15 protein-coding genes are annotated in these 17,762 nt (G+C 54.2%); 6 read left to right on the forward strand and 9 right to left on the reverse strand.

Annotated elements, in window-relative coordinates; all coding sequences use genetic code 11:
- Positions 1–64: 64 nt before the first annotated feature.
- Positions 65–2,017, forward strand: coding sequence for an ATP-dependent zinc metalloprotease FtsH (ftsH, locus tag N909_RS0113615; protein ID WP_063336397.1), 1,953 nt, complete (start codon positions 65–67; stop codon positions 2,015–2,017).
- Between the two features lie 27 nt (positions 2,018–2,044).
- Here ftsH and N909_RS24690 read toward each other — a convergent pair whose 3' ends face one another.
- The 4 genes from N909_RS24690 to N909_RS0113635 form a co-directional block, all read right to left on the reverse strand.
- The gene (locus tag N909_RS24690; RefSeq protein WP_051689758.1) at positions 2,045–6,571 is read right to left on the reverse strand and encodes a CheR family methyltransferase; all 4,527 of its coding nucleotides are present in this window, start codon (positions 6,569–6,571) and stop codon (positions 2,045–2,047) included.
- Between the two features lie 497 nt (positions 6,572–7,068).
- Positions 7,069–7,599 (reverse strand): glycine cleavage system transcriptional repressor, encoded by a 531-nt coding sequence (locus N909_RS0113625; protein WP_029915995.1) that lies wholly within the window; start codon positions 7,597–7,599, stop codon positions 7,069–7,071.
- Positions 7,600–7,767: 168 nt separating this feature from the next.
- A complete protein-coding gene (locus N909_RS0113630; RefSeq protein WP_029915997.1) occupies positions 7,768–8,568 on the reverse strand; it encodes a DODA-type extradiol aromatic ring-opening family dioxygenase in 801 nt (266 codons plus the stop codon).
- A gap of 109 nt (positions 8,569–8,677) precedes the next feature.
- A complete protein-coding gene (locus tag N909_RS0113635) occupies positions 8,678–9,262 on the reverse strand; it encodes a YceI family protein (protein WP_084167707.1) in 585 nt (194 codons plus the stop codon).
- A gap of 205 nt (positions 9,263–9,467) precedes the next feature.
- Here N909_RS0113635 and N909_RS0113640 point away from each other — a divergent pair, with 205 nt between their 5' ends.
- Positions 9,468–10,373, forward strand: coding sequence for a LysR family transcriptional regulator (locus N909_RS0113640; protein ID WP_051689759.1), 906 nt, complete (start codon positions 9,468–9,470; stop codon positions 10,371–10,373).
- 10 nt (positions 10,374–10,383) lie between these two features.
- Here the strand turns inward: N909_RS0113640 and N909_RS0113645 are convergent, their stop codons facing one another.
- Together N909_RS0113645 and N909_RS0113650 are read right to left on the reverse strand one after the other, a co-directional pair.
- Positions 10,384–10,875 carry a tetratricopeptide repeat protein gene (locus N909_RS0113645; protein WP_162179122.1) on the reverse strand — a complete coding sequence of 164 codons (492 nt, stop codon included), beginning with the start codon at positions 10,873–10,875 and terminating at the stop codon, positions 10,384–10,386.
- A gap of 289 nt (positions 10,876–11,164) precedes the next feature.
- Positions 11,165–11,692 (reverse strand): shikimate kinase, encoded by a 528-nt coding sequence (locus tag N909_RS0113650; protein WP_029916005.1) that lies wholly within the window; start codon positions 11,690–11,692, stop codon positions 11,165–11,167.
- Positions 11,693–11,814: 122 nt separating this feature from the next.
- Here N909_RS0113650 and N909_RS0113655 point away from each other — a divergent pair, with 122 nt between their 5' ends.
- Positions 11,815–12,390: a flavodoxin family protein gene (locus tag N909_RS0113655; protein ID WP_029916006.1), complete on the forward strand. Its 576-nt coding sequence runs from the start codon at positions 11,815–11,817 to the stop codon at positions 12,388–12,390.
- 129 nt (positions 12,391–12,519) lie between these two features.
- Positions 12,520–12,771 carry a CDGSH iron-sulfur domain-containing protein gene (locus N909_RS25325; RefSeq protein WP_084167709.1) on the forward strand — a complete coding sequence of 84 codons (252 nt, stop codon included), beginning with the start codon at positions 12,520–12,522 and terminating at the stop codon, positions 12,769–12,771.
- A 96-nt stretch (positions 12,772–12,867) separates the two neighbouring features.
- Here the strand turns inward: N909_RS25325 and N909_RS0113665 are convergent, their stop codons facing one another.
- Entirely contained in the window at positions 12,868–13,512 is a 645-nt protein-coding gene (locus N909_RS0113665) for a peroxiredoxin (protein ID WP_029916011.1), read from the reverse strand.
- A 661-nt stretch (positions 13,513–14,173) separates the two neighbouring features.
- Between N909_RS0113665 and N909_RS23875 the strand changes: the two genes are divergently transcribed.
- Entirely contained in the window at positions 14,174–15,025 is an 852-nt protein-coding gene (locus tag N909_RS23875) for an MYG1 family protein (RefSeq protein ID WP_036683180.1), read from the forward strand.
- Between the two features lie 260 nt (positions 15,026–15,285).
- Here the strand turns inward: N909_RS23875 and N909_RS0113680 are convergent, their stop codons facing one another.
- Both N909_RS0113680 and N909_RS0113685 read right to left on the reverse strand, forming a co-directional pair.
- On the reverse strand, positions 15,286–15,900 hold the full coding sequence (locus N909_RS0113680) for an NUDIX domain-containing protein (protein WP_029916023.1): 615 nt from the start codon (positions 15,898–15,900) through the stop codon (positions 15,286–15,288).
- A gap of 75 nt (positions 15,901–15,975) precedes the next feature.
- Complete coding sequence (locus N909_RS0113685; protein WP_029916025.1) at positions 15,976–16,968, reverse strand: NAD(P)H-quinone oxidoreductase; 993 nt, start codon at positions 16,966–16,968, stop codon at positions 15,976–15,978.
- Between the two features lie 199 nt (positions 16,969–17,167).
- Between N909_RS0113685 and N909_RS0113690 the strand changes: the two genes are divergently transcribed.
- The gene (locus tag N909_RS0113690; protein ID WP_155005940.1) at positions 17,168–17,758 is read left to right on the forward strand and encodes a rubredoxin-like domain-containing protein; all 591 of its coding nucleotides are present in this window, start codon (positions 17,168–17,170) and stop codon (positions 17,756–17,758) included.
- Positions 17,759–17,762: the final 4 nt, after the last annotated feature.

Consider the following 17,762-nt stretch of genomic DNA (forward strand, 5'->3'; position numbering starts at 1 on the left):
AGATGTCAGTATATGAGCGGTGCTTATTCTTCCAAAATGATCGGAAACGAATGGAGTCGGGCAGATGACCTTCAATTGGCAAAGAATCCTTCTTTTTTTCGCCCTGATTTTGGGGCTTAATGCGGCTTTTCTGTTTTTTTATCCCCCTAACCAGCCGGAGCCGGTCGTCAGTATTCCTTACAGTCTGTTCAAACAGGAGCTGAAAAACGATCAGGTCAAAGCGGTTTTGCTGCAGGGCGAGAATCTATCCGGTCAATTTGCTGCGGAACAGGAGTTGACGGACGCCCAGGCGATCGATCCGCAGTTTAAGGGAAAACAAAAATTTACCCGCTTCAAAACCATTCTGCCCCCCGTTACGGATGCGGAATTAATGCCATTGCTGGATAAATTCAAGGTCAGGGTCAGGGCGGAACCGGTGCAGGGGACCTCGCTGGGATCGCGCATTCTCATCGGCGTGCTGCCCTGGGTGCTGATCATCGGGGTCTGGTGGTATATCATTCGCAAAGCACAGCAAAAAGGCGGCATCGGTGGCGGTCTGCTGCAACGATTCAGCAAATCGGGAGCACAGCTGTATGCCCGGGAGCAATCCCGGGTCACTTTTGAGGATGTCGCCGGGCTCGCCGAAGCGAAACAGGAACTTCAGGAAATCATTTCTTTTTTGCGTAACCCGGAGAAATTTTCCAGGTTGGGGGGGAGAGTCCCTCGCGGTGTGTTGCTGACCGGCCCGCCCGGAACCGGAAAAACCCTGATGGCGCGGGCGGTTGCCGGAGAAGCTGAGGTCCCCTTTTACAGTATCTCGGCTTCGCAGTTTATCGAAATGTTTGTCGGGGTCGGGGCCAGTCGGGTGCGTGATCTGTTTACCAATGCCAAGAAAAATGCGCCCAGCATTATTTTTGTGGATGAACTGGATGCGGTTGGCCGGGCGCGGGGAACGGGACTGGGCGGCGGCAATGACGAGCGTGAGCAGACCCTGAACCAGTTGCTCTCGGAGCTGGATGGGTTTGAAGATCATTCGCAGGTAATCGTTCTGGCAGCGACCAACCGGCCGGATGTTCTCGATGCCGCGTTACTGCGCCCGGGCCGGTTTGATCGCCAGGTGGTCATCGAACGGCCGGATTGGCGCGACCGGGTGAAGATTCTGCAGGTTCATACCCGAAAGATGCCGCTGGCCGACGATGTCGATCTGGAACTTATTGCCAAGGGGACGCCCGGGATGGTCGGGGCGGATCTGCAAAGTCTGGTCAACGAAGCCGCGCTGATCGCTGCTCGTGAAGATGTGCAACAGGTGGCGATGGTCTATTTTGACCGAGCCAAGGATCGCCAGCTGATGGGGATGGAGCGCAAGCTGTTTCTGTCGGAAGAGGAAAAATATATGACCGCGATCCATGAGGCCGGTCACGCTTTGGTCGCCAAAGCCATACCCGGTTCGGATCCGGTGCATAAAATTACCATCATTCCGCGCGGACAGGCTCTTGGCCTGACCCAGCAATTGCCGGAAGATGATCGCTACCATTATCAACGTAGCTATCTGATGGGGCGATTAAGCGTGATGCTCGCCGGCAGGGCCGCGGAGAAGCAGTGCTTCGGGGAGTATTCGACCGGTGCTCAAAATGATCTCAAGCAGGTGATGTCCCTGGCCGAGAAGATGGTCTGTCAATGGGGGATGAGTGACCGGCTCGGACCGCTCAGCTATCCGCGTGGCGAGGAGCATCCGTTTCTGGGAAGGAAAATGGCCAGCGAAAAGAATTTCAGTGAAAAAACCGCCTGGATCATCGATCAGGAGATTGAACAGCTGGTCAATACCGCCGACCGCTGTGCCCATGCCGTCGTTGCCGGCAATCGTGAGGTTCTTGACGCTTTGGCGACGCTGTTGACAGAGGAAGAATCTTTGGATCGGGCAGCTTTCGACCGGTTTCTTGACGAACATCCACTGGTTCTCCCCAAGCAGGAGTGCTGTGACGTCAGTTTCCGCAACCCGCCCGAGGCAACCGAGGAACCGGCCCCCCACGGTTCCTGACGGTCTGCCGAGGCTGCTTGAAGGCGGCTAGCCCTCAGGCATAGCTCCGTGCTGCTGCAAAATATCGGCAACAACGGTTGACAGCTCGGCATATTCAAAAGGCTTGCTGATAACCGTTTTGCACCCTTCGGCCAGAATGGTTTGAGCCAGGCCGTCGGTACTGTAGCCGGTCGCCAGGATGGCAAGCACCTCCGGGTTGACGGCGCGTAAGCCTTTGAAGGTGTCATAGCCGTTCATTTTCGGCATGATCATATCCAGAATGACCAGATCGATTTCCTGCCAGTGTTTCTGGTAGTACTCAAGCGCTTCGGCGCCGTTAACGCAAGTAAAGACCTTATAGCCGAGAGCGGTCAGCATTTCTGCCGCAACATTACGGACCATTTCCTCATCGTCAACGAGGAGGATTCTGCCTTGTCCTTTGACCGGGGCGGCCAGTTTTGCGGTTTTTCCCGGCTGACTCTCCTCTGCCTTGGAGAGGGGAAGATAGGTCATGAACGTGGATCCTTCCCCGGGCTGGCTTTGCACTTCGATGAACCCGCCATGGCGCTGGACGGTGGCGTACGCTCCGGAAAGTCCCATTCCGGTCCCCTCGCCGATTTTTTTGGTGGTGAAAAACGGTTCGAAGATTTTGCTCAGATGATTCGGGGCAATTCCGATGCCGGTATCCGTAATACTGATGTTCAGATAGCGACCCGGGACGATCTTCTCGGGATACCGGTTGCAGAAGTCCTGGTCCAGGTCGACCAGTTCGGTGGTCAGGATCAGTTGCCCGCCCTCGGGCATGGCGTCGCGCGCGTTGATGGCGATATTGAGCAGTGCCGATTGAAGATGGGCCGGATCGCCGCTGACCGTATCTGTTACTGCATTGAAGTGATGCTGGACTTCAATCCGCTTGTCCAGACTATGCGCCAGGATCATCTGGATATCCTTGAGCAGCTTATGGATCTGGACCGGTTGCCTGATGAAGGATCCTTTGCGACCGAAGGCGAGCAGTTGCTGGGTCAGGTCGGCTGACTGCATGGCCGAATATTTGATGCTTTGCGCATACCTGGACAACTCCGGGTTATCCGTCTTGCTGATGATTAAATCGGCAAAGCCGAGGACGCCGGAGAGCTGGTTATTGAAATCGTGGGCGATGCCCCCCGCCAGTTGGCCGATGGCCTGCATCTTTTCGGCCTGACGCAGGCTTTCCTCCATTCTTTTCAACGGGCTGATATCGATGAAAGCGGAAACTGCACCGCGCGGCTGTCCCTGTTCATCCAACAGCGGGGCGGCGTTGCCGTAAACGGTGATATGATCGCCGTCCGCGAAGAGAATATCCTCTTCAAAGCCATGAATCACTTTACCGTCACGGGCCGCCTGCTGCAGCGGCAGTTCCTCTGGGACTAGTTCGCGACCGTTCTTGTAGATTCTGAAATTGGTCGGACCTCCCCCCGGCGCGCTTTTGGAGGGATTGGTATCACGCTCAAGCCGGATCATCTCGAAAGAGGCCCGATTCCCGGTGACCTCCCGGCAGTGCGGATCTTTGGCCATCCAGACGGCGGCCGGAACGGCTTCCATCAGCGCTTCCATTTCTTCGGCGCGGCTGCGCTGCAGGCGTTCGCTCTCCGCAAGTTGCTGCAGGTGCTGCTTCTGCATGGAGATATCCCGGGCAATGGTTGCGGTGGCGACGATTTCATGCTGCCGATTATAAATCGGCGAAATGCTCAGGGACATCTGGACGTGACGGCCGTCCTTGCAGATCCGTTCGGTTTCCAGGTTGCGGATCTGTTCGCCACGCTGCAGGCAGCTGACGATGTCCGCGCGCTCCTGACGCAGGTTGGCGGGCACCAGGCGATCTATGCGGTTGCCGATCATTTCCGCAGCGCTGTAGCCGTAGATTTTTTCTGCACCGGCGTTCCAGCTGGTGATCACGCCGGCGATCGATTCGCCGATGACAGCGTCGTTGGTGGCTTCGACAATGGTCGCCAGCCGTGCCCGGTTCTCTTCGGCCAGCAGGCGGTTGGTGATATTGATAAAGGTGACGACGATGCCGTCAATCTGGTCTTCAGCGGTCCGATAGGGGAGCATCCGCATCAAAAAGTGCTTTTTGCCATCCACGGAAGACAGCTCGCGCTCAATCGGGGTGAGGGTGTCCAAGACCGTTTCCGCGTCTTGTTCCAGTTCCGGATAGCTGATTCTGCCGGTCAGGTGTCGTAAGGGGCGGCCGATATCGGAATCAATCAGATTGAAAAGGCCGGCCAGGCGCGGGGTAAAGCGTTTGACCTGGAGTTGTCGATTGAGAAAGATCGTGGCGATTTCGGAACTGCTCAGCAGATTCTGCAGATCGTCGTTGGTCTGTCCCAGTTCTTCGATCTTTCTTTCCAACTCGGCGTTGACGGTCACCAGCTCTTCATTGAGAGCCTGGAGTTCTTCCTTGGAGGTCTCCAATTCCTCATTGGTTGACTGGAACTCTTCGTTCATGGACATCAGCTCTTCGTTTGAGCTTTTCAGCTCTTCGTTGGCCGATTCCAGGCGTTCAATGGTTGCCTGTAACTCTTCCTGGGTCGCATGGAGTTGGTCTTCCAGCTGGGCAATGATCTGTTCCTGGTCGGCCTGCTGCGGCTGGCCGGGCAAGTCCTGTGCTGCGGAAGACGCTGCTGAAAGCGGCTCTTCCCGTTCAAAAATGACCAGGGCCAGTTCCTGTGCCGCGGGTGGCTTCAGGATCGGCTCAACCCGCAGCCGAACCTTTTCCACCGTGTCGGCAGTGTGCATGGATAAATTCCGGTATTCAACCGCTTCCTGGGCGGTCTGCAGTTTGTGGATGGCGGCTCTGAGCGCAGGGCGCAGGTCTTGGTGGACCAGCAACAGGATGTCATGGGTCGGTTCTCCTAACGGCGGTTCCAGGTAGCGTGCCGTGCGGGTGGAGTAGTAGAGGATTTCGTGCTTATTGTTGATGACGACGCAGGGGGGGGAATAACGATGAATCAGCAGTCGTTCCGCAATCTGTCCCGGACTTAAGGGGGTGGTCTTCGCCCCGGTTTTTTCCGGGACGGGCAGGTCCGAGACCGTCGGGGTCGCGGTGATCAGATTATACTGCAACTGTGGACCGTGGTGCCTGCGCACAAAAATTTTCCATTTTTTATTGAGCACACGAAACAGATCGGTATGCCGGCCGACGGTTTCCGAGGTCCCGACAAAAAGGAAGCCGCCTGGTCTGAGAACCTGATAGAACAGGGCGATCACGCGTTTTTGGACCTCGGGGTTGAGATAAATCAGCAGGTTTCTGCAGATGACCAGATCGAGACGGGAAAATGGCGGGTCTTTGATCAGGTTGTGGTAGGCGAAGATCACCATTTCGCGAAGCTGTTTATTGATCTCGAAGTGATTGTCGGTCCGGGTGAAGAAGCGCTTCAGCCGGTCTTTGCTGATCTGGGCACTGATCCCTTCCGGATAAATGCCCTTGCGGGCGGAGTCGATCGCCTGCTGGTCGATATCGCTGGCAAAAATCTGGATTTTGCAATTCTCCTGCTGGTCGTCCGCATATTCTTTCAGCAGGATCGCCAGGGAATAAGCCTCTTCCCCTGTGGCGCAGCCGGGCAGCCAGATGCGGATTGGCCGGGATGGATCGCGCTCTTCAAAAAGTTTGGGGATGATTTCTTTTTCCAGCCAGTTGAATGCTTCCGGATCACGGAAAAAACCGGTGACACTGATCAGCACCTCTTTGAACAGGGCTCGACATTCCCCGGCGCTTTGCTCAAGGAGTGCGACATAATCTTCGACTGTGGCAATGTTGTTGATATACATGCGCCGATCGATCCGCCGCACCATGGTATTGGTTTTATAGGTACTGAAATCGTGGCCGGTTTTTCTTTTGACCAGATGGAAGATTCTGCCCAGATTTTCGGCAATTCTCTTGGCCGGATCAAGCTCGTTGCTCCGCAGCAGCGGTGGCTTGCTCTCCAGTTCCAGGAGTTTTTCCCCCATGGCTTCAGCGGGCAGGATCAGATCGACCAGCCCGCTGCTGATGGCGCTGTTGGGCATGCCGGCATATTTGGCGCTGTGCTCCGCTTCGGCAATGACCACTCCGCCCGCGACGTTGATATCCTTGATCCCGATTGTCCCGTCAGTCCCGGTTCCCGAGAGGATGACGGCCACGGCCCGCGAACCGGCATCAGCAGCCAGGGAGATCAGAAAGTTATCGATGGTATGCCGAACGCCGCGCTCGATCTGCTTCTCGTCAAGCCGCAGCTGTCCGCCACAGATGGTCATTTCGCGATTGGAGGGGATGATATAGACGGTGTTCGGGACGATGGCGGTTCCGTCTTCGGCCAGGCAGGTGGCCATTTGAGTATAGCGTGCCAGCAATCCGGGCAGCAGGGTTTTATGCTGCGGATCAAGGTGGACGACCACAACAAATGCCATGCCGCTGTCGGGCGGAATATTGAGGAAAAATTTTTCCAGAGATTCCAGACCGCCGGCAGACGCTCCCAAGGCAACAACGGGAAACGGATCGTTGCCTGTGCCGAGGGGGCCGTCCGGGTGCTTATCATCCTCTCCCTTGTCGTCGATCATGCTGGTCTCCTGGTGAGCAGGTTTAGATGAAAACCATGGCGAGTCCAGAATGGCGCTAGTTTAAGAGCAGATGGCAGCAAAACCGGGACTGTCCCCGCACGGGGGCTGTCCCAGGTCTTTGCGGTGCTAACCCCTACAGTTTCATGGCTCGTAAACTCTTGGGACAGCCCCCCGATGCCCCTGGGGACAGTCCCGAGTTTACTGCGAAGTTGCTTAAACTAGCGCCATTCTGGCGAGTCCATGCGCCTTCATCACGAGGGCGCGCTCTGGTGGATCTTGCGAGTGTTACATATTAATAGCATAAAAGGATGATCTCTGCAGGCGCAGACACCAGACAATACGGAATTTCCGGAAGTCGGCTGAAATGGCGTCGGGCAGGGCGGTTTGGGTCGTGCGGCAGCTGGCGAGAGTTGGGAAAAGGCCCTCTGGACAGCTCTCTGGTTGGCCCCTGCAAAACCGGTTTGCAGGGGCCAAATTATTCTTTGCGGAAAAGTCGCTTAGCGTGCCAGGGTGATATCGACATGCAGTTCATCGGCCACCGCGGCAAGCTCATCTTCAAGCTGATCGAAGGGCAGCTGTTCCGGGACCTGAACATGGATGGTCATGCTGTAGACGGTCGCGCCGCTCTGCGGTGAGGCACTGGCCGTAGAATCAAGCTGCAGGATATTCAACTGATGATCAGCGAGAAATTGGCTGGTTTTATAGACGATTCCAGCTTGATCCAGTCCTTCGATCTGGAGGGTGCAGGTTTTGTAGCTGGTGCGGGTTTGGTCACGCTCACTCTTAAGCGGGCGGACAAACGCGGAAATCCCTTTGTCCAGCTCAAGGCGTCGGCACTCCCGTGCCAGCAGTTCTTCAATGCTGTCGTCGGCACTGGAGAACAACAGGCTCAGGGTGAATTCATCCGCCAGCATCGACATGGTGGTATCTTCCAGATTGCAATCATTCTCGTAAAGCAGGCGGGTGACATCGGCGACAATCCCGGTGCGATCTTTGCCGAAGGCGGTCATGATAAAACGAGGTGACATTGGGCTCTCCTCCTCCGTCCGCGAGGTGTCCGGAACGGTTCCTGGGTGATTCGGTCTGGGCAAGCAGGCAGGCTCCCGGTTGCCGGGCTGCCTGCTTGCATTAAAGCACAGATCGCCAGCCCGAAAAAGAGCTGTTGTGCGGAGATGAGGCAGAGTTGGGTAAAACGGTCAAACAACCGGTAACTGTTGACTTTTATTGGTAAACGCAAAGACGGTCATCGCCAGATTGCCATAGCTGAAACTGTCGTGCAGGACCTGGGCTTTTTGACCTTGCGCAGCCCCGGCGGCGACAAACAGGGGCAAAAAGTGCTCATCGGTCGGATGGGCCATGCGGGCATAAGGGGCTGAGTGAAACTGTTTGAGATTGGCCCAGGCGGCGCTGGTCAGTTGCTGTTTGACCCAGGCGGTAAAACTGACCGCCCAGTCCGCCGGTGGTGTACCTTCGGCTGTCAATTCACGGAGGTTATGAGTCACGGCTCCCGAACAGAGAATCAGGTTGTCTCGCCGTAGTTCAGCGAGCCCGCGGCCGAAGGCAAAAAGCCCGTCAAGGTCGGCACTCATCGGCAGGCTGACGGCCACGACAGGGATATCTGCCTGCGGGTAAAGCAACGACAGGGGCACCCAGGCGCCGTGATCGAGGCCGCGTTTTGAATCGGTTTCAGGGCACAGGCCCTGGTGCGCCAGTTGGGCCTGAATGGCTGCGGCCAATGGTTTCGACCCGTTGGCCGGATATTCGATGCGGTACAGTTGCGGCGGAAACCCGCTGAAATCATGCATGGTCGTGTAGCTGTCCGCAGTGCTGATCGTCACTTGGTTGGTCAGCCAGTGGGCCGAAATCACAATGATCCCTTGCGGGCGTGGTAGCTTTTTGCCGATGTCCTGCCAGGCCTGTTTGGCCGGATGTTCAGTTAACGGCAGGTCCGGGGCACCATGGGATAAAAAAAGGACCGGATTCAAAGATTCATTCATGGCTGTGCTCTTTTCTTTATCAGTTCAATCGTTCCCTGTCCTGCCCGGGCTCCATTGCGTCAGGCAAAGGGCAGGGAACGAGGATTTTCCAAAGGGAGTGTTGCTTGTGTTACTGCTGGGCGACAGCTTCGACTTCCAGGCCGATTTCAACCTTGTCGCCGACCAGGAACCCGCCGGCTTCCAGGGCTTTGTTCCAGTTCAGGCCGAAATCCTTGCGGTCAATCTCGCCATTCGCTTCAAACCCGGCCCGCTTATTTCCCCAGGGGTCAATGGCTGTCCCGGCAAAGCCGCCTTTGAGTACAACTTCTTTGGTCACGTTCTTGATGGTCAGATCTCCGACCACGGTAATATTGTCGCCGCTGCCGGTAATTTTTTTGCTTTTGAAGGTCAGCTCCGGGTACTCGTTAACGGCAAAAAAGTCTCCGCTTCGCAGGTGCTCATCACGTTGCGTGTTCCGGGTATCGATAGAGGCCGTTTTGATGACCGCCTGAGCTGAGGTCAATTGCTTGGCCTGCGTGTCAATATCAACGGTGCCGGTGAAATCATTAAAATTACCGCGGACTTTGAACGCCACCAGGTGGGGAATCGTGAAATGAATCTGGGTGTGGGCCGGGTCAATGTTGTAAACCTCGGCACCAGCGCCGGTTGCCAGCAACGGCAGAGAGGATAATAGCAAGGTCAGTTTTTTTAACATGGGAAGACTCCTTTAATAGCTTTATGTTGTTTTGTTGTTTTGTTGTTTTGTTGTTTTGTTGTTTATGTTGCGATCAAATTATGATCAATATAGTTTTATTTTATATAGAATGAAAATACTTTATCAGTATTATCATTATAGGTATTATCTATATTTATTTATGGGTATACACCCACTCAATTCTGCTTTGCAACAGGATCCGAAAATGACTCTTGATCAACTCAAAATTTTGGTGGCCATTGCCGACCAGGGGAGTGTCCTGGGGGCCGCCCGGGCCTTGTACCGGACCCAACCGACCCTCAGCGTGTTACTGCAAAAGCTCGAAGAAGAACTTGGCGTGCAACTTCTCGATCGCAGCAGTTATCGGGCCATGCTGACCCCGGCCGGATGGCAACTGTATAAAAAGGCCAGAGGGGTTTTGGCTCAGGTTGACGACCTGACGAACCTGGCCCACTACCTGGCAGTCGGCAATGAGCCTTCGTTGGCGCTTGCGGTCGAGGCGAGTTGTCCCATGCCTCTGGTCCTGGAAATACTGCAGAGCAGTGATAAAAAATATCCCCAGACCGAATTCAATCTGCAGGTTGAGAACATTTGGGGGGCTATTGAAAAATTACGAAAAGGGGAGGTCGACTTGGCGGTCAGCCCCTGGTTTCTGGAATTGGAGGAATTCGACAGTATTCCGTTGACCAGAACCCGCCTGCTGGCGGTTGCTGGCGCCGGTTTCCTGGCTGATCGGGAGGCCCTGGATACCGAGATGATGAAAAGCTATGTACAGATCGTTGTTCGCGACAGCAGCAACAACCCGGACAATCGTTCCTACGGCGTGCTGGATGGGGGGCGGCATTGGGTGGTGGGTGATCATATGACCAAAAAACAATTGATCCTGGCCGGTTTGGGTTGGGGGAAATTGCAGGAAAGCCTGATCGAAGAAGAGCTCAAGGGCGGCGAACTGGTCCCATTGGCCATTGACAGGTATCCCTGTTCGGTTGACATTGAAATCCGCGCCATGCGCCGCCAGGGCCAGCCGGTGGGTCCGGTTGCCGCTTCGCTCTGGGATGATTTCAGTGAATTGGGGCGCCGCCGGACATGGTTGAAAGAGCCGATGGTCTGAGTTGCAGAGCCTACCTCAGGCCGAGTTTGCTGAAGAGTTTGCCCAGGGATCGGTTCAACAGATGGCTGCGGTCCAGATTTTGGAAAATCGCCGGTTTCCGCAGACCGAGTTTTTTGAGTTCAGCAATGATTTTCGGGTTGGGACTGGTGCGCAACCCTTGACGGAAGGCTCTGATCGCCTTTTCCCGATGGCCGGACAACAACAGAATCCGCCCCATGATCAGGTAGTGTAATGAATTGTGCGGATCGCGATCGAGGGCATCCCGGCAGAATTGTATGGCGGCCTGTATTCTCCCTTGTCCTTTGGCCAGGCAGTAGGCCTGATAGCTGAGCACAGCAGGAGAATGGTTGATCTGTGCGGCCTGATCCAGATAGGCCTGGGCGGATGGGATGAACCCTTTTTCGGCGGCGCTTATCCCTTTGTGTAACAGCTCGTTGTATTCGTCGTGCCCCATAACTGATTTTTTCTCCGGATCGCCGGCGGATATTGATAATAATAACAAGTGCTTTATCCGCTCCATAGTGTCGGAAATCAGGTCTCGAGTCAAGGCCGGGCCCTTTTCAGGTCTTGTGTCGATAGGGGACTGAAACCGGTTGGTCGTGAATCCTCGCGAGCCTCGAGCGGGGGCTGGGGCCGCGCTGCAGGTTTAATCCGCAGCTTTTAGCCCAGGACTCGAGAGGAACCCTGGCATATGCGGACAGTTGACAGCCGCTCTGTGGGCGAGCTAGTTTGGCTGTGGTTCGGGCCTGTTCTCTATAACTTTTGTGGGGAGTGAGACCAGAGCCGTCACGTCAACAGCTCAGCAGCTCTGGCCAGTGAGTCGATATCTGTTGTTCCACAGTGGCGGCGACCTGCTCTGCATTAAGTCCGCTACAGGAGACGGTCAAGTCCGCAAATTGCTCGTAAAGTGGAGTTCTTTCCTGGAATAGCTGGGCAAAGGTCTGCCCTTTGGCCATCACCAGCCCACGCTGTCCCATGTCGGCGATGCGCTGTTGCAGATCGGGCAAGGAAACCTGCAGATAGACCAGATGGCCGGTCATGGCCAGGCTGGTCAACCCTTCGCGATAGTAGACTACCGACCCGCCGGTCGCAATGACGCAGCGTTCCAGTTGCAGGTGATGCAGGACCTGTTCTTCAACATAGCGAAAATAGGGCAACCCTTTGCTGTCGATGATATCCTGCAAACGTTTTTTTTCGCGACCTTGAATGATCAGGTCGGTATCGTAGAATTGAAAGCCGAGTCGTTTGGCCAGAATAACCCCGACGGTGCTCTTTCCAGCACCGGGCATGCCGATGAGGATGATATTGCTTTTATCCATGAACCCTGTTGTCCTTTTGCTGAGTTGATTCCCACTGTGCCGAGAGTTTTTACGGCGGTTGGCTGTACCGGGTGCAGGTCTTGCCGGTTACCTTTTATATATCAGATCAAGGAGAATGTTGAATGAAAGTTATTGCGATTAATGGCAGCGCACGCAAAGATGGCAATACGGCAAGTCTGATTCAGCACGTTTTCGCCCCCCTGCAGGAGGCTGGAATCGAAACGGAAATGATTCAGCTTGCCGGGCTGCAGATACGAGGCTGTACAGCCTGTATGCAGTGTTTTGCAAAGAAAGACGGGCGCTGTGTTCTGACCCGGGATCCGCTTAATGATATCGTGGAGAAGATGGTGGCGGCCGACGGTATTATTCTTGGCTCGCCGACCTATTTTGCGGATATTACGGCCGAGTTGAAAGCGCTCATCGATCGGAGCGGGATGGTGACCCGGGCCAATGGCGGTCAGTTGCGGCGCAAAGTCGGTGCCGGGGTCGCTGTGGCCAGGCGCGGCGGGGTCATGCATGCCCTGCAATCGATTCAGAATTATTTTCTGATCAATGAGATGATTATCCCCGGTTCCAATTACTGGAATCTCGCCTTCGGTCGTAACAGTGGTGACGTGGACACCGATACGGAAGGGGTAGCGACGATGACCAGGCTGGGGGAAAATATGGCCTGGCTACTCGAGAAAATTGCCCGCTGAAGCCTGTTGGAAAGGATTTTTCAGCCCGGACTTTATCATCAGGCCCGGAGGGCGGTAAAATTTGAATTTTATAAAAATTGAAAAAATAAAAAAAATGAACAGAAAATCTCGATCTTGAAAGGTTTCTTTATGGATGAGAAAGAAAAAGACTCCGCTATGCCGATAGCCTTGACTCTGGAGCCCGGCGTTTATTTTCGTTGCACCTGCGGTTGTTCGCAAAGCTTGCCGTTTTGTGACGGCCACCATCAGCAAGGCCAGAAGCTGCCGCTTCGCTTTGAGGTGAAGGAAAGGGAAAAGGTCTATTTGTGTACCTGCGGGCAAAGTCGGAATCTGCCACACTGTGATGGCAGTTGCGGAGTCGATGTTCCCGTAGCCGACTGACCAGCCGGGTTGAATCCGCGCCGTAACAATCGGGGCGGATTCAACCTGAGAATTGCCGGGCTGATCCGGTCAGCAATTTTGTCGGTGGCCTGAAATTTATTTTTCCAACGGCTTATGGCAGAACCACCAGTCGTAGCAGTCGTAGGTTTTCAATCTCGTTTCGGCGGTTTTTCGATCGGTGGCAGGCGGAACAATGATCCGGTCGCCGATCAGGTTGTTATGTGGCCAGTTGGCCGGAACCGCACCTTGCTGATCAGCGATTTGCAGAGCCTTGACCGCACGCAAAATTTCTTCGATATTACGGCCGATTTCCTGCGGATAATAAAGGATCAGCCGCACCTTTCCGGCAGGGTCGCCGATAAAAACCGCCCGAACCGTATTACTTCCCTTGCTTGGATGCAACATCCCGAGTTTGGCGGCAATGGTATCATTCGCCGCAATAATCGGGAATTCGATATTGACCTTTAATTCCTCTTTGATCCATTCGACCCATTTGATGTGGGAGAAGACCTGATCAACAGACATTCCGATCAGTTCGCAGTTCAGTGCGCGAAATTCTTCATAACGATTTTGAAAAGCAACGAACTCGGTGGTGCAGACCGGGGTGAAGTCTGCCGGGTGGCTGAACAGAACAAACCAGCGGCCGTTCATGTCGCCGGGCAGGTTCAGGGGGCCAGTGGTGGTTTGTACGGCAAGTTCCGGAAAGCTGTCGCCAAGTAAGGGAAAAGTTGCAACGTCCATGGTTGTCTCCTTTGCTTTAGTTTAAGGTCTGGTGCAATGAAAAGAATATGTAGGTTTCTATATCTTTTGTGGATTGTTGTCAAGAATTATTCTTAAGTAGGAAAAATTACTTCATTGCTGGAAAAGAAAAAGCGGAGAAGGAGGATCTCCGCTGGAGTTGTGCCAAGGGTCCGAGTTGGACCCATCTCAACCTGCCACAATCGAGAAGCACGGCAATCAAGATGTCTACACAGTGAATAACATTAATTTTTGCTGAGCGCAGGGTAGGGGAGAAAAATTGAAAATTCAAATAGATAATATTAATTTAGGCGATTGATATTATTGGAAATTTCCATCTCAACTGGAAAATATCATGAAAAACAGTTGTTTGTAAAAAGCCAACCACAATAAAATTCCGGATAAAAGAGTTTTATAAGTGCTTTTTTTGGGGCTATGGAGGCGACCCTGACCGCTGATCTGTGCTACTCTTTTTTGCATGACCACAATTGCTCCCGGTCTTTGTTTGCATTTTTTAGCCGGTTTTATTCAAAAAAAGATTCTGCACCGGCAACAGACACCCGGGGGTTGATTCGTTTTTTGGCGGGACTGCTACGCGTTGCGCTGAAATAGATCGATTGCGTTGGTCAATATGCAGAATACAGTCAGCAGCAAAGGAAAGCATATGTATAAAATAGTCACCCATCCAGGCAGCGCTCATAAGGATGATTTTATGACCGTTTGTGTGCTTCTGGCGACCTTAGGCAAGGCCGAGGTCTATCGACGGGAGGCAACGGTGGAGGATATCGCCGATCCGGACACCTATGTTGTCGATGTCGGCATGCATTACAATCCGCGGTTACATAATTTTGATCACCATCAGGATCGGAGCCTGCCCTGCGCTTTTCACCTGGTCATGCAGCATCTCGGCTATCATGAGGCGGCCATGCTGGTTTTCGGCTGGTATGTGCATATGAGCATGATGGATGTCAGGGGGCCCTATAAAACGGCCAAGGCGCTCGGGGTCGATAGCAGTGTCCTGTTTGCGGCCTCGTCACCGATTGACGGCTATATCCTGTCCCACTTCTCCCGCTTGCGCGAGATCCATGAACGCGATTTCTTTTATCGCTTCATGAAAGATTTCGGCACCGACATGATCAACATGATCGACATGAAGATGGAGCGGTTGGAGCGTCTCAAAACGGAAGCCAAGATTGTGCCGGTGGGAGATTATAAAGCCATCTTCAGCCCTATTGAAGATAATCCCAAGTTGTCCATGGAGTTGTATCTGCAGTTGTTGAACGACCCTGACATCGTCATGAGCATTACGCCCTCCAATCGCGGCAGCGGCTGGGAGTTGCTGCGCCTTGAAGATCATTATTTTGTCGATTTTCGCACGGTGGCCAATGATCCGAATATCCGTTTCGTTCATGTCAACGGCTTTATCGCCAAAACCAGTCGCCTACTGCCGTTGGCGCAGGTCCTTGATATCGCGGCGCGCGCGGTGCCGCCGAAAGACTTGGCTGCCCATCAGTGACGCTGGCCTGTTTGCGTGACTCTGCCCCCTTTGGGCGGAGGTGACGCTGCTCGATCGTTCCCCGTTGTCGCAGCAAAACCGGGACTGTCCCCGCACGGGGGCTGTCCCAGGTCTTTGCGGTGCTAACCGCTACAGTTTCATGGCTCGCAAACTCTAATGACGCTGGCTGGTTTGTGCGACTCTGCCCCCCTTGAGCGAAGGGGACGCTGCTGGGTCGTTCTCCGTTGTCGTGGGCTTTAGCGTCGCCGAGTTCTTGTCTTTCATGGAGCAGGTTGCGCCGTTCGGGAATCCAACCTCTCGCCGTCGGGTCCGAAGCGGTGAAGAAACCAACTGAATGCGAACATGAGACCGGGGGTCTTGGCGTGGCTTTCATCATAGATGAAGTGTTCCGCGTCCTTGAAGGGAATGTACTCAAGAACAATCTCTTCGTTATGGATGCCGCCGCCGGCATGAACTTTTTCGGCGTCGTCCAGCAAAGCAAAAAACAAATGCTGGCGATTGCCGGTGATTCCGACATTGGTGAAGAAGGAACTGATCGGGATGATTTTTGACAAGGGAAGATCAAAGCCGCATTCCTCGAAAATTTCTTCTTTGGCAATCTGCTCCAGCGGCAATTTCTTATCGACAATCCCGGCGCAGAGTTCGTAAGTGTGGTTGAACTGCGGATAGTTCATATAGACTGCCGGACGAAACTGTTTGACCAGCAGGAAGGCCTGACGTTGGCGGTGATAGAGCAGGATTGCGACGCTGTCATGGGCCTGCACCGCCTCCCAGTCGCGGGGCTGGCCATTCTGGATGTAATGCAGGCGGACCGGTTTCACAAACCGGTTGTCTGCCAGGTTGGTGACGGTAAATGCGGAGATTTTGAACGACATGAGGACCTCGCGGCAGAGGCCCTTCTGGAAACAGAAAGGCCTCTGGTGGTCAGGCAAGAAGGATTCTCGGCGGGGTTATTCCGCGCTGATCTGCAGCACGATTTTTCCGAAATGGCTGTCTTCTTCCATCATTTGGTGGGCGGCAACGACCTCGTCCATGGGGAAAACCTGCTCGATGATCGGGACAATGCTGCGGTCGGCGAATTTCGGCAAGGCTCGCCGGGTAAACTCGGCAATAATCTTCCCTTTTTCAGCAACGGGACGGCTTCTGAGCACGGAACCGATAATCTGCTGGCGTTTGACCATCATCAAAGCCAGATTCAGTTCGGCTTTGATGCCGCTGATAACACCAATCACCACCAGTTTCCCTTTATATGCGAGGGAGTTCATGTTCGGCTTGAGGTATTTGGCACCAACATGGTCAAGGACCAGATCGACGCCCTTTTTACCGGTAAATTCTTTCACGGTATCGGTAAAATCCGGGGTTTGCGTAAAGTCGATGACCAGATCAACGCCAAGCTCTTTGACCCGCTCAATTTTGGTCGGATGGGCGGTCACAATCAGTTTGGCCGAGGGGGTCAGCGCTTTGGCCAGCTGAATGGCCGCCGTATTCACGCCGCCACCGCCGCCATGCAGGATTGCCGTTTGGCCGTCCTGCAGGTCGCCGATCATGAAGACATTGAGAAACGCGGTGATGTAGCTTTCATTGACACAGGCCGCCTCCTGATAACTCATGCTGTCCGGGATCGGCATCAGATGGTTTGCATAAGCGACGGCATACTCGGCGTAGCCGCCGCCGCCAACCAAGGCCATCACCCGGTCCCCCGGCTGCCATTTGCTGACATTGGCGCCGACTTTGGTGATGGTGCCGGCAACTTCCAGACCGAGAATCTCGGAGTCCCCGGCCGGAGGAGGGTAATTGCCCATTCTTTGCACCAGGTCGGGGCGATTGATACTGGTGGCAATAACTTTTATCAGGACTTCATCCGCTTTGGGCTCAGGCGTATCGATCTCGCCAACTTTCATGACTTCAGGGCCGCCGAATTCGTCCATCAGGACTGCTTTCATGACTTTCTCCTTAATGCAGATAAGAAATTAGATTGGAAAAAAAGAGTAGCTTGCTACAATGCCAGGATCCGGGCCGCTTCTTAACTTGCCAGCAGGAGCCGGAAAAGCGTGACGCTTTATTTATCAAATCCGTCTATGGCGAGATTATAGACACAATCAGCAGACTATTCAAATTACATGTTCCACCGAAGGAGAAATCATGGCAAAAGTTTGGCGTTGCACTGTTTGTGGCCATTTACATCAGGGTGAGACTCCTCCGGAGCAATGTCCGGTGTGCGGCATGGGCAGCGATTCTTTTGCCGCGGTGGCGGCGGAACCTGCCGCGATGACCGCTACGGCGGCGGATGCGGGCCTGTTCAAAGAGCTGTTCGCGGTGTTTATGCCACATGCCGTTGCCGCTCACTTTCCCAATGCCTTGATCCCGACGATCTGGCTGTTTCTGCTGCTGTTTGCGACGACCGCGCTCCCTTCTTTTGAAAGCACGGCTTTTTATCTGCTGGTTATGAGCCTGCTTGCGGTTCCGGTGACCATGGCGACCGGACTGTATGACTGGAAGTCGCGTTTTGACGGGGTCATGACCCCGCTGTTCAGGAAAAAAATCTTCCTCTCCTGCCAGCTATTGATTTCCCTTGGCTTGGCCGTCGGATTGTATTGGTCTAATTCCGGAATTTTGCAGCAGCATGGTGGACTGTTCTGGCTGTTTCTGCTGCTCTTGGTGATCGCTTTAGCGAGTGTCGTTTTGCTGGGGCACTACGGTGCGGTTTTGGTCTTCGGAGCAAAGCGGGACTGAACTG

The organism is Pelobacter seleniigenes DSM 18267, assembly GCF_000711225.1.
GTDB lineage: Bacteria > Desulfobacterota > Desulfuromonadia > Desulfuromonadales > Geopsychrobacteraceae > Seleniibacterium > Seleniibacterium seleniigenes.

Coding starts and splice junctions, on each gene's coding strand:
- N909_RS0113640 (WP_051689759.1), top strand. CDS start 9,468: ATGACTCTTGATCAACTCAAAATTTTGGTGGCCATTGCCGACCAGGGG.
- N909_RS0113655 (WP_029916006.1), top strand. CDS start 11,815: ATGAAAGTTATTGCGATTAATGGCAGCGCACGCAAAGATGGCAATACG.
- N909_RS0113650 (WP_029916005.1), bottom strand. CDS start 11,692: ATGGATAAAAGCAATATCATCCTCATCGGCATGCCCGGTGCTGGAAAG.
- N909_RS0113680 (WP_029916023.1), bottom strand. CDS start 15,900: ATGTCGTTCAAAATCTCCGCATTTACCGTCACCAACCTGGCAGACAAC.
- N909_RS23875 (WP_036683180.1), top strand. CDS start 14,174: ATGTATAAAATAGTCACCCATCCAGGCAGCGCTCATAAGGATGATTTT.
- N909_RS24690 (WP_051689758.1), bottom strand. CDS start 6,571: ATGATCGACGACAAGGGAGAGGATGATAAGCACCCGGACGGCCCCCTC.
- N909_RS25325 (WP_084167709.1), top strand. CDS start 12,520: ATGGATGAGAAAGAAAAAGACTCCGCTATGCCGATAGCCTTGACTCTG.
- N909_RS0113690 (WP_155005940.1), top strand. CDS start 17,168: ATGGCAAAAGTTTGGCGTTGCACTGTTTGTGGCCATTTACATCAGGGT.
- N909_RS0113665 (WP_029916011.1), bottom strand. CDS start 13,512: ATGGACGTTGCAACTTTTCCCTTACTTGGCGACAGCTTTCCGGAACTT.
- N909_RS0113635 (WP_084167707.1), bottom strand. CDS start 9,262: ATGTTAAAAAAACTGACCTTGCTATTATCCTCTCTGCCGTTGCTGGCA.
- ftsH (WP_063336397.1), top strand. CDS start 65: ATGACCTTCAATTGGCAAAGAATCCTTCTTTTTTTCGCCCTGATTTTG.
- N909_RS0113625 (WP_029915995.1), bottom strand. CDS start 7,599: ATGTCACCTCGTTTTATCATGACCGCCTTCGGCAAAGATCGCACCGGG.
- N909_RS0113630 (WP_029915997.1), bottom strand. CDS start 8,568: ATGAATGAATCTTTGAATCCGGTCCTTTTTTTATCCCATGGTGCCCCG.
- N909_RS0113685 (WP_029916025.1), bottom strand. CDS start 16,968: ATGAAAGCAGTCCTGATGGACGAATTCGGCGGCCCTGAAGTCATGAAA.